8 protein-coding genes, 4 tRNA genes and 2 pseudogenes are annotated in these 10,812 nt (G+C 35.8%); 10 read left to right on the forward strand and 4 right to left on the reverse strand.

Going from position 1 to position 10,812, the window contains the following annotated elements; translation table 11 throughout:
• Positions 1-12 precede the first annotated feature (12 nt).
• The 4 genes from SPD89_RS21665 (at position 13) to SPD89_RS21680 (ending at position 748) form a co-directional block, all read left to right on the forward strand.
• Positions 13-89, forward strand: a tRNA-Ile gene (locus SPD89_RS21665).
• 21 nt (positions 90-110) lie between these two features.
• Positions 111-183: transfer RNA gene (locus tag SPD89_RS21670), tRNA-Ala, on the forward strand.
• Positions 184-439: 256 nt separating this feature from the next.
• A tRNA-Asn gene (locus SPD89_RS21675) sits at positions 440-514 on the forward strand.
• Between the two features lie 163 nt (positions 515-677).
• Positions 678-748 (forward strand) — tRNA-Thr (locus SPD89_RS21680).
• A 163-nt stretch (positions 749-911) separates the two neighbouring features.
• Here SPD89_RS21680 and SPD89_RS21685 read toward each other — a convergent pair.
• Positions 912-1,172 carry an RNA polymerase sigma factor gene (locus SPD89_RS21685; RefSeq protein ID WP_336264018.1) on the reverse strand — a complete coding sequence of 87 codons (261 nt, stop codon included), beginning with the start codon at positions 1,170-1,172 and terminating at the stop codon, positions 912-914.
• A 35-nt stretch (positions 1,173-1,207) separates the two neighbouring features.
• Positions 1,208-1,384 carry a hypothetical protein gene (locus SPD89_RS21690; protein ID WP_336264020.1) on the reverse strand — a complete coding sequence of 59 codons (177 nt, stop codon included), beginning with the start codon at positions 1,382-1,384 and terminating at the stop codon, positions 1,208-1,210.
• A 646-nt stretch (positions 1,385-2,030) separates the two neighbouring features.
• Between SPD89_RS21690 and SPD89_RS21695 the strand changes: the two genes are divergently transcribed.
• The 6 genes and pseudogenes from SPD89_RS21695 to SPD89_RS21710 all read left to right on the forward strand — a co-directional run bounded on the left by SPD89_RS21695 (position 2,031) and on the right by SPD89_RS21710 (position 8,186).
• A complete protein-coding gene (locus SPD89_RS21695; RefSeq protein ID WP_336264021.1) occupies positions 2,031-2,369 on the forward strand; it encodes a hypothetical protein in 339 nt (112 codons plus the stop codon).
• A 694-nt stretch (positions 2,370-3,063) separates the two neighbouring features.
• On the forward strand, positions 3,064-3,846 hold the full coding sequence (locus SPD89_RS21700) for an MBL fold metallo-hydrolase (protein ID WP_336264022.1): 783 nt from the start codon (positions 3,064-3,066) through the stop codon (positions 3,844-3,846).
• Positions 3,847-3,900: 54 nt separating this feature from the next.
• A pseudogene (locus tag SPD89_RS23305) lies at positions 3,901-4,062 on the forward strand (AAA family ATPase); the annotation flags it as partial.
• 71 nt (positions 4,063-4,133) lie between these two features.
• A pseudogene (locus tag SPD89_RS23310) lies at positions 4,134-4,337 on the forward strand (transposase); the annotation flags it as partial.
• A 491-nt stretch (positions 4,338-4,828) separates the two neighbouring features.
• The gene (locus SPD89_RS21705; protein WP_336264023.1) at positions 4,829-6,895 is read left to right on the forward strand and encodes a catalase; all 2,067 of its coding nucleotides are present in this window, start codon (positions 4,829-4,831) and stop codon (positions 6,893-6,895) included.
• Between the two features lie 562 nt (positions 6,896-7,457).
• Positions 7,458-8,186 carry an SDR family NAD(P)-dependent oxidoreductase gene (locus SPD89_RS21710; protein WP_336264024.1) on the forward strand — a complete coding sequence of 243 codons (729 nt, stop codon included), beginning with the start codon at positions 7,458-7,460 and terminating at the stop codon, positions 8,184-8,186.
• A 1,026-nt stretch (positions 8,187-9,212) separates the two neighbouring features.
• Here SPD89_RS21710 and SPD89_RS21715 read toward each other — a convergent pair.
• A complete protein-coding gene (locus SPD89_RS21715) occupies positions 9,213-9,602 on the reverse strand; it encodes a rhodanese-like domain-containing protein (protein WP_336264025.1) in 390 nt (129 codons plus the stop codon).
• Complete coding sequence (locus tag SPD89_RS21720; protein ID WP_336264026.1) at positions 9,603-10,031, reverse strand: MarR family winged helix-turn-helix transcriptional regulator; 429 nt, start codon at positions 10,029-10,031, stop codon at positions 9,603-9,605.
• Positions 10,032-10,812 lie beyond the last annotated feature (781 nt).

Consider the following 10,812-nt stretch of genomic DNA (forward strand, 5'->3'; position numbering starts at 1 on the left):
TTTATTTTAGATGGGCCTGTAGCTCAGCTGGTTAGAGCGCACGCCTGATAAGCGTGAGGTCGGTGGTTCGAGTCCACTCAGGCCCACCATCTATGAATTTACATACTTTTGGGGCCTTAGCTCAGCTGGGAGAGCGCCTGCCTTGCACGCAGGAGGTCAGCGGTTCGATCCCGCTAGGCTCCATCAATAAATGTCTACGAGTTCTACACTCGTGGATGTTTATTTTTTTACAGACCACTTTTGGTTGAGATTTTAAAAATAATAAGCTATATTATTATTAGATAAGATAATTAAAGTTTATTCCATAGTATCTTAGGGTAGAGCAAGCCTATCCAAATTGTAATCCTATTAACTTGGATAGGCTTGCGGGGGATTGCGAATGCACGACGAACCCTATAAGTATTAAATTGAATATAATAAACCTTTATATTAAACATATTCCACAGTAGCTCAGTGGTAGAGCAATCGGCTGTTAACCGATCGGTCGTAGGTTCGAATCCTACCTGTGGAGCCATTTTATGCTTCCATAGCTCATCAGGTAGAGCACTTCCATGGTAGTAAAGTAAGTATCATCTGAATATTTATCCATGGAAACCCAATCATATCAACGTTTTCACCAGTTATTTTTGTTTGACTTTTTGTTTCCAGTGACGAAACAGTGACTACTTTACCTATTTGCCGGTATAGTTTAATGGTAAAACATCGCCATGGTAAGGCGACGATGTGAGTTCGATTCTCACTACTGGCTTATTATACCTCAACCGCAAGCGATCAAGTGTTTCTTTTTCTATGCCCCAATAAGTGTTTCCCTGCTCATCACGGAGCTTACGGATGGACGCTTCCATAATGTAGTACAACTACTTTCATTGCTTCGGCTTCACCCTTTGTTTGCTGTTAAAATGATTGGATACTCAATAGCCACGCTCGTTGTTTTCGGTTTTAGTATTAATATCATCCCATTCGCCTGCATGTTCCTCCAAAAATCGTTTTAACCGTTCTAAAGCGCTTATCTGCCTATACTGCACCGTGCTTTTTGGAACGTTGAGCAGTTTACTGATTTCCATATCTGACATATGAAAGAAATAAGATAGAAGGACAGCGATACGCTTCTCTTTTGACAACGTGTGGATGGCTTGAGTTAGCGACTTTGGAGTAATTCTTTTTCCATCCACTTGAAAGTTTTGTGTTTCTTCTTCATCATGTCTATCTAAGGAGTAGAGCTGATTTCTTCTTGGGGTGTTAAGTCGGAAAAAGTCATCTCTGTGGACTGTAGTTGCCGCCGCTCATTAATAAATATCAATGGCTTCGATTCTTCTAACACACGTTTACAAAAAGCATTAAATGCACAACGTATTTGCCACTCGGTACGACTTGGCTCTATCATGCATTTCATCTCCCTTCCCAACTGAAAAGTTAGGCGATGATTTCCCCTTTCATATCCTTCTGTGGCTTTAAAATAAAGTTTGATCATTTGAATAAAGTCCGATAATGTATAAAAAGTTTGATACAATCACATTGACAAGGCGGATTGTGACAAATCAACAATCTGGCTCTTAATGGAATAAGGTTTAGTGAGTCGTTTCCAATACTAGATGTCCATAGTAGGGTTGTCCTTGTCACTAAGATTAAGAAAATTGAAGAACCTAGACGATAAAGATAGCACTTGATGGAATTCAAAAGGTATATATAATTCATGTTCCTTGAAGTGATGACTTTCTGTAAATAGCTAAACAATCTGGAGTTCGTCAAATTGTATTTCTATCATCCAATGCAGTTACATGAAAACGCCTTATCCGCATGCATTTGCACACAGAAAAGTTACTACGTCAATCAGATTTAAAATGGACATTTCTTAGGCCAGAGTGATTTATGTCTAACGCTTTTCAGTGGGCTGATTTCATAAGGTCTAATGGGAAAGTTGAAGCCCCATTTGGTGGAGTGGCAGAACCACTTATGATGGGGTCATTTCCGAGAATTTTATGTTAAAATTTGAATTAAAAACTAACATGATTAATGAAAGGATGTTAAAAATGGAAACGGATAAACAGTATAATTGTTTTGTTGCTAATAATGCCGAAGAATTGCTTTCTGCATTAGAAAAAAAGGAGTCATTTATATTGATTTCCAAACATTTTAAAAGTGATTTCTTGGAAAATACGCAATTACCTATGACTGAGAAAGAAGAAATGGGATTTGAATTAGGTTTTCGAGGTATAGCAAACATGTTAGCTACTCCGATATTTCATTTGATAAATTGGATTAGTAAAGACAGTAACCAACAAAAAAGGATAGACAGTAAAATTCGTAAATATACTGTTAAAAAACAGGATGAAGATCTTCTTCTGTATTTACGCCAATTAGACTATTAAACAAACAGGTGCCTCTCGACAAGTTCTGCTATAAGCGTTATAGAGCGTGAAATGCAGGGGATTACAAATAATCCGAACGAGAAAGCCCATGCAGAGCTAGCTCGTCTTTAGACATGAGATGATAGTGATAGCTTTTGCCATCAAAATTGCCTGAAAATTCGCTACACTTAACTTAAAGACAAGCAAAAGTCTCTAAAACATTCTCGTTCATTGAAAACTGGATATTGTATAAGATTCGGTAGTCTAATCATGCTATCGGTAAAACAATATGTGTCGTCAAGCAAAAGACGCTAAAACATAGAACGAAAAGCTGTACACTATGGTAACAGTAGTGTAGCCATATCTGCTATATGCACTGGATATGTACGGGTAATGGGGTACCCCAATCTTGAAGGCTGTTTAAAACAGAAATGGACTAAAGAACGCTTAGTCATTCAAGAATCCCACTGGCGATAACCTAATTAACTTACATCAGGCGCTTAGTATCAATGATACTAAAATTGCGTGACGTATAGCTGTATTTAAGTGAAGGGAAGCTCCACCAAATCTTCGATTTAGTGGAGAGGTTCACTTTCATACAGGATCCTTAGAAGATAGAATGAACTATTATAAACAGGAAAAAACACATATGAATTTTTTTGACTAGAACTTCCTAAGCTATTATAGATGATTTAACCTAGAAAGAGGCATACTTATGTTAAACGATCCTTGGTTTACAGTTCGGGAAATCGACAAAAAAACGTATGCAATTAGTGAACTTGGACATTGGGAAAAAGTCCATTCTTTTTTGCTTTTAGGAGATGAAAAAGCAGCATTAATTGACACGGGATTAGGCATTGATAATATGAAGCGGATTACAGATCAGCTGACCAATTTGCCAATCGATGTGATTACTACCCATGTCCATTCGGATCATATTGGCAGTCATGGAGAATATGAAAGACTATTTGTTCATGAAGCTGAAAGAGATTGGCTTATCAATGGAATTGTCGGGTTGTCGTTAGAACAAATAAGACAAAATACTGCGAGAGATATTAGTATTCCTGTACCGGAAAGTTTTGATCCGAATACATATAAACCCTTTCAAGGTCAGCCAACGGGAACATTAATAGATGGAGATACTATTGAACTCGGAAATAGAAAGTTAACTATCTATCATACACCAGGGCATTCCCCAGGACATATTGCTGTATTTGATGAAGCTGCAGGTTATTTATTCACAGGAGATTTACTTTATGATGAAACACCAATCTATGCTTTTTATCCGACGACAAAACCTGTAGACTTAGTCAATTCTTTAGAGAAGCTAACGAGAATACCTCATATTTCCATGATTTATGGGTCACATAATACCCTTGGACTTACACCGGAAATTTTAGATGAGGTTAAACATGCAGTGGATTATTTACGGAAGAATGAATTAGTACGTTTTGGAACAGGAATCCATCACTTCAACGGCTTAAGTATTCAATTTTAATTAACGGGACAATTAGGAACAGACCCTCTGTCCTATAATAAGGGGGCTTTTTCCGTGAAAAAAATAGCTATTATCGGATCTGGCGGAGAGCTGGGAAATTTACTATTGCCAGACAATTAAACAAAACTAAATATTGAAGTCTATCATTTAGATGCTATTCTTTGGAAACCAAATTGGACAGGTACCCCTAAAGATGAACAAAAACGTATACGGAGCATTGCCATTATATCCTGTTCCGTTATCAGTTAAAAGATTCTGGAGATGTGATTTAGAGGTTTTATAACCACCGAGCAAGCATGGAGAATGACATTAAGGAATCTAAAAATGGGTTTGGGTCCGACCAGATGTCAGGAGATGATTTTTACGTAAATTTTGCTGACTTATGGCTAAAAATGATCGCTTACAATATTTACATTTTATTTTGCAAGGAGAATTGCGATTCCTCACAATTCCTCACAATTAGTATACACACAATAGCAAGGTTCAGGTGAACTTTTTTAGCAATTCCTGCAAAACTCGTTACACATGCAAGGAAATGAAAACTGAAATTAAGTGAAACATTTATTCATTTTCCAAGCAAATGTTAAAACGTGTACATCAGCTGGAATAATAATTTCCAATTGAATATTTTTTTAATTAGCCCGTTTATGGGGAGGGGGAATTTATAATCTATTTTAGATGAAACTAAAAATTCATAACCTATTTTTGTAATTATTTGTTATTTAATTACAGAAGAACCTGTGGATAACATTAGTTATCCACAGGTTCGAAATGCACGATAATTTATTCCTATTTTAACATAAATTTTATCTTCTTTATAATTTGTCACGATAAACTAGTGTTTTATGCTGGAAACTTTATATTATTTTGAAATGAACTGGTAAAAAGATTGTGCGTAAGTCTTAAAAAGGTTCTAGTTCTAAAAATATTACATAGGTATATAAATGGAATTAAAATATCTAGAATTAGGATAGGTGATTACATGGATCAAAAGTCATCAAGAAACCGAACGCCTGGTGATGGTAGTAATAATGTTAAACAAGAACAACTGAATCGGTATCGTGTAAGTGACAGAGGACAGCCAATGACCACACAGGAAGGAAAAAAAAGATCACAAGATCAAGACCAATTAAAAGCGGGTATACGCGGCCCCGCATTACGTCAAGATTATGAATTCCTAGAGAAAATGTCACATTTTGTACATGAAGAAATACCGGAAAGGGTGGTTCATGCAAGAGGATACAGCGCTTATGGTGAATTTGAATGTTATCGGTCTATGAAACATGTAACAAAAGCGGGATTCTTACAGGAAGCGGGTAAAAAGACACCGATAACGGTTCGATTTTCTACAGTACAAGGGTCTAGAGGGTCTTATGATACAGCAAGGGATTTACGTTGTAAGGGGGTTAAGCTTTATACAGAAGAAGGAAATGTCGATCTAACAACGATAGCCATGCCTGTGTTAGTTAATCAAGACGCAATGAAGTTTCCGGATGTAATGCATGCGTACCAAGCGAAGCAAGCAGATGATATCCCTACAGCTTCCGGTGCACATGATCGTTTTTGGGATTATGTAGCTAATAACGTTGAATCACTTCACATGGTGTTGTGGATTATGTCTGATCGTGGTATTTTACGAAGCTATCGTATGATGGAATCATGGTCTATTAATACGTATCTATTTGTAAACGATCAGGATGTAGCTACTTTTGTGAGATATGTTTGGAAACCAGTTCTTGGTGTCCATTCCCTGCTTCAGGATGAAGCGCTGAAAATCGGCGGACTCGATCCTGATTTTCATAGAAGGGATCTTAGGGAAGCCATTGATAATGGTGCTTATCCGGAATATGAACTAGGCGTTCAGTTAATTTCGATGGAGGATGAATTTAAATATGATTTCGATGTACTAGATGCTTCAAAGTTTTGGCCAGAAGAGGTTGTTCCTGTGCAAATGATTGGTAAGTTGACACTAAATAGAAACATTGATAATTATCATACAGAGTCCGAACAAGCCGCATTTAACCCTGCAAATGTTGTTCCAGGAATTGATTTTTCCAATGACCCTGTTCTGCAGGGGAGGTTATTGACGTATAGAGATGCACAGCAATACCGGCTTGGAAGTGCGAATTACGTGGAATTACCTATTAATCAACCAATTTGTCCGTTCCATAATAATCAGCGAAGAGGTGTTATGAGACAACGAATCGATGTTGACAAAGTAAATTATCATGAAAATTCATTGGCAAATAACACACCATACACAGTACCTCCAGAAGAAGGAGGCTACAAAGATTATCCTGGGAAAGTAGAAGGATACAAAATTAGAGCGAGAAGTGATTCATTCAAAGACTATTTTTCACAACCAAGAATATTTTGGAATAGTTTGACTCCTGTAGAAAAGCAGCATACTATCGAGGGATTAAGCTATCAAGTTGGTAGTGTGAAAAGCAGATCTGTCCGTCAGCAAGTTGTTGATGTACTTGTCAAGGTTGATAAAGAAATGGCAAATGCTGTGGCCGATAATATTGGTGTTAATCGCCCAAAAGGTACCAATGTGCCGGTTTCAACCAGTTATCCTTCGCTTAGCCAGGCAAGCACTCCTAAATATGCATATACGCAAAAAGTAGGTGTACTGATCGGAAATGGGTTTAACGGTAATGAAGTAACTAGTACACTTAAAACATTAGAAAAGAACGGCGTTTTTATTGTTATCGTAAGTGAAAAGCTTGGTACTGTCACAGGTTCTGATGGTACAAAACTAAAAGTAGATAAAACATTTCTTACATCTAGTCCATATTTGCTTGACTCCCTTTATGTTGTAGGTGGCAGATCCAAAAACGAAGGTAAATTTAGCTCTGATATGACTAAATATATAAGAGTAGCATACGAACATTATAAACCAATTGGTGTTGCTACAACTGGTCAATCATTTATTCAAGTTTCCTCAGAAAATAATTTAGCTGGTGTTGTTTTTGCCGCAAATAATCCAAACTTCGGGGAGGAATTTGTTTCTGCCATTGCAAAGCAACGTTTTTGGGACAGAGTATAAAACATATCGTTGCATGATTTATTATGTCGATCTTATTGATAGAACGAAATAACGGAAACGGTAAGAAGGGGTAACAAGTTTATATTTTTTTTGGGACTTTAAAAAACGTTTATCCCCTAAAGGTGTACTGAACCTAAAGGGGCAAGCGTTTATTCATTTTGCGCTGAATTTTATTTTAAGAAAGGTGCACGACTAGTAATCCTTATCTGTGTAGTCAAAATGCTCTTTCTCCTTCGTTTTTGATTGGCAATCGATTCTGAAGATCAGTAGTTTTCTTTATTAGACATGGTAGGGATACTCCCGGGCTTAAAATTCCGACCCTCGGGCAAGTATATAAATTATTTTAAAGATACGTGTAATAAGCGGTAACATGTAAAGAAGAAAATAAGAATAGTTCAGGGCTGCTTATAAGTTAGTATAAAAATGACTGTGAGAAGCCCTTTTTTATTTCTTATGTATTGCATTTTTCAATCGATGGTATAGGTTTAAACATTCTAGAGAAAATAAATATAGCGGTTGTAATCAACAATCCTTAAATTATAGAAATGTGGGAGGAATTTTCATGGCAAATATAACATATCGTGAAGACTTATTTAAAGATCGAGTTGCTGTTGTAACAGGAGGCACCTCAGGCTTAGGCGCAGGTACAGCTTTTTATTTGGCTAAACTAGGTGCGAAAGTTTATGCTGTTGGATTGAAAGCTGATGCGCTCGAAGTTCCAGCAGGCTTAACCATAGAAGCAGTCGAATTAGATGTAACAGATGAAGGAGCTGTAAAAAAGTTTTTTTCTAAACTAGACCAAGTTGATATTCTGTTTAATGGAGCAGGAGCGAATTTTGAAAATCAATATGACCTTAGTACATACAAAAAATTAATGGATTTAAATGCGAACTCTGTCTTCCATTTAAGTACATTAGCACATCCTCTCCTTAAAAAATCTGACATTGGAAATATAGTTAACGTTTCATCTATGTATGCGATATTCGGTTCTGATATGGCGCCAGCTTACAGTGCAAGTAAAGGTGCAGTCGACCAAATTACAAAATCATTGGCCATTCAATATGCAGATGACGGTATTCGGGTCAATGCGGTTGCACCAGGATGGATCGACACACCTCTAATGGGATCTCTTCCTGATGGTATGATCGATGATATTATCAAACGTACACCAATGGGCAGATTAGGAAAACCTGAAGAAATCGGAAAAGTCGTTGCTTTCTTCTCATCTCCTGCTGCATCATTTGTAACAGGAACAATTCTTCCAATCGATGGTGCTTATTCAATTATGTAAAAGGGGATGACCCTTCAATCACATTTTTGTCATCACTAAATAATAAAAAAAGTTATTCCCGGCAGTTAGGAAAACCTATGTAAATTAACACTAAATTCAGTTCGTTTTGACATAAATCAAATGAAAACACACAGGAAAAATTAACTAGTATGGATAAGCGTTTTTCCTAGTCCAAAGACAAAAACACATAAACTTACTCTTCATACTCTGATGAAGTTTAATTGACAGTATAATTTTTCATTTTATACTATAATTAGAAATAGGTACTTAAGTAGCAGGGAACTACTTAAGACCGGAATTACAGAGCGCATAAAGAGCGGTTGACCAATAAGTTTCAATTACTTAAAAGAAGTAATCCGCTAACCATTGGCAGAAGGGCGGTTACTTCTTTTTGTCTAGGAAAATGACGACGGTAATAATTAAACTAAGTACAGCTACACGGATATACAAGTTGATCGCAAATAAGATGGTCAAGCGCAGTATAATTTTGACCAGGTTCTACCTTTGATTCCCTAAAGAGATTCTATTTCAATCAACTCATAGCAATGATTTTTCTTATGGAACAACAAAGTTAATATTCTATATTTTACCAGCCGTCATATTAGAAAGCCATGAAGCAAAGATATTTAGTAAAAGACACTCATTTTGGAAATCGTGAAATACATTTACTATATATTAAGTACCAAAATTCGATTGTTGTTGATTAGTTGTAAGTAATGTTAAACTTGGATAAAAAGAGGAAGCATACATGTTTTTGGTTCAATAATGAAAAATAATATTAATATTATTATAAATATTTATCATGCTAATATTGTGTGATATTAGATTAAAAGAGTAATCCAAGAGTGATGATTAATATTATAGTGGTGATTATTTTAAGACTTAATGAATTTATAATTTTACATCATCCTTTTTATTGAAAGTGTGTATTTATTTACAAAAGATTTATTATTAAATAACTTTTCTGAATACGTATAACACCGTCCTTAAATGGGACGGTGTTATACAATCTATCCATATTTTTACTTAACATCCACATTCCTCGGTAGGCGTTGAAGAAGTTAAAGGCGTAGTAGGGAAATTCATGGTCTTCCATGCAGCTATACCACCACTTAATTCTTTCACTTTATAACCTTTCTCCAAAAGGATAATGGCAGCTTTTGCAGCTGTATTACACCAAACATCCCAGCAATATAAAACGGTTATTTTTTCTTTAGGAATATCTGAGAGACGACTTTTTAACTCAGCTAGAGGTATTTCTACAGCACCTTGGATCTTTTCTTTTTTCAGATGAGGTGGACCATTCCTAACATCCAATAATACATACTTGTCACTGTTTTGTTTAATGGCTTGCATATAATCCATCGGGCTAAAAGTGGACTCAACACGGTTTCTAAAAAAATCAATCTGATTCATTCATGATTCCTCCTGATTTTTAAAAATTTTAATTAATAGATCTTTTAATAAACGGGCTTCTTGGTCGCTTAAAGAGGATATTATTTTCCTTTCAGATTGTTCCAGTGCACCCCAACAATCTTCCAGAATCTGCTTTCCTTTTGCTGTGATGGTTAAGCAGTATGACCTTCTATCTTGAGGATTTTTGGTTCTGGTTAAATATTCTAATGCCTCTAAATGGTCAACAATACTAACCATTGTTGTTCGGTCAATTTTCAATTCTTTTGCTATATCTTTCTGGGAAGAATTAGGCTTTTCATCAATTTTTATAAGAACGCCATACTGTTTTACGTTAATATTATAAGGTGCTAATTCCTTAGAAAAATCCATTTCAAAGAGTTGCTCAACTTTTCCAGTAATAAATCCATATGATTTAAAAATTCTACTCAATTATAGCCTCCTATCCAACTTAATCACACATTATGATAATCAGTATAACTGACTATTTTTTAAAAAGCAAACTATATACGTATTTTTTCTGCTACCACAATAATCCTAGATTTCGAACTACATAATTAATATTTCATAAAAAAAGTGCTCCAAACTTTGTTAGGATAGGATTTGAACAGTCCAAACAAACCAAAAGAAAGGAGCACCTTATGGTAAATTATTCAATACTAGTATTGGGGGGATTTCTGTTGAACCAACTTTGGAACATGTAACAGCTTAAGGAGGGATTCTACCTCTTCTTGATTATGTACAGAAAATTCGTCTGACCGACCATTTGGAAGACCATCTTTCTGTTAGTAAACAAGGTGGAACTTTTGCATTGTCTGACGTTCTCACGGCTCTTATTTTAGGTCGTATATTAGGGATAGAAAGAATCACTTTGAAGATATCGAAGAGGAAATCCTGCTAAAGCGGTATTTCAAGCGGGATAAGTTACCTGATTACATAGCCTATTATAACGACTTACAGCGGTTTGAAACTGCGGAAGATGTGGAAGGGTTGAAGAAAACAAATAAGGAATTAACGAAGCGTGTCAGATGAACTTTTTTAGAAATTCCTGCAAAACTCGTTACACATGCAAGGAAATGGAAACTGAAATTAAGTGAAACATTTATTCATTTTCCAAGCTGGTTGAAAATGTTAAAACGAGTACATCAGCTGGAATAATAATTTCCAATTGAATATTTTTTTAATTAGCCGTTTGGGGAGGGGGATTTATTAT

It is taken from the genome of Pseudogracilibacillus sp. SO30301A (assembly GCF_037072025.1).
GTDB lineage: Bacteria > Bacillota > Bacilli > Bacillales > Amphibacillaceae > Pseudogracilibacillus.

Bases quoted from the DNA above. Each gene is read 5' to 3' on its own strand.
- SPD89_RS21690 (WP_336264020.1), bottom strand. From the start codon at position 1,384: ATGATAGAGCCAAGTCGTACCGAGTGGCAAATACGTTGTGCATTTAAT.
- SPD89_RS21695 (WP_336264021.1), top strand. From the start codon at position 2,031: ATGGAAACGGATAAACAGTATAATTGTTTTGTTGCTAATAATGCCGAA.
- SPD89_RS21700 (WP_336264022.1), top strand. From the start codon at position 3,064: ATGTTAAACGATCCTTGGTTTACAGTTCGGGAAATCGACAAAAAAACG.
- SPD89_RS21705 (WP_336264023.1), top strand. From the start codon at position 4,829: ATGGATCAAAAGTCATCAAGAAACCGAACGCCTGGTGATGGTAGTAAT.
- SPD89_RS21710 (WP_336264024.1), top strand. From the start codon at position 7,458: ATGGCAAATATAACATATCGTGAAGACTTATTTAAAGATCGAGTTGCT.
- SPD89_RS21715 (WP_336264025.1), bottom strand. From the start codon at position 9,602: ATGAATCAGATTGATTTTTTTAGAAACCGTGTTGAGTCCACTTTTAGC.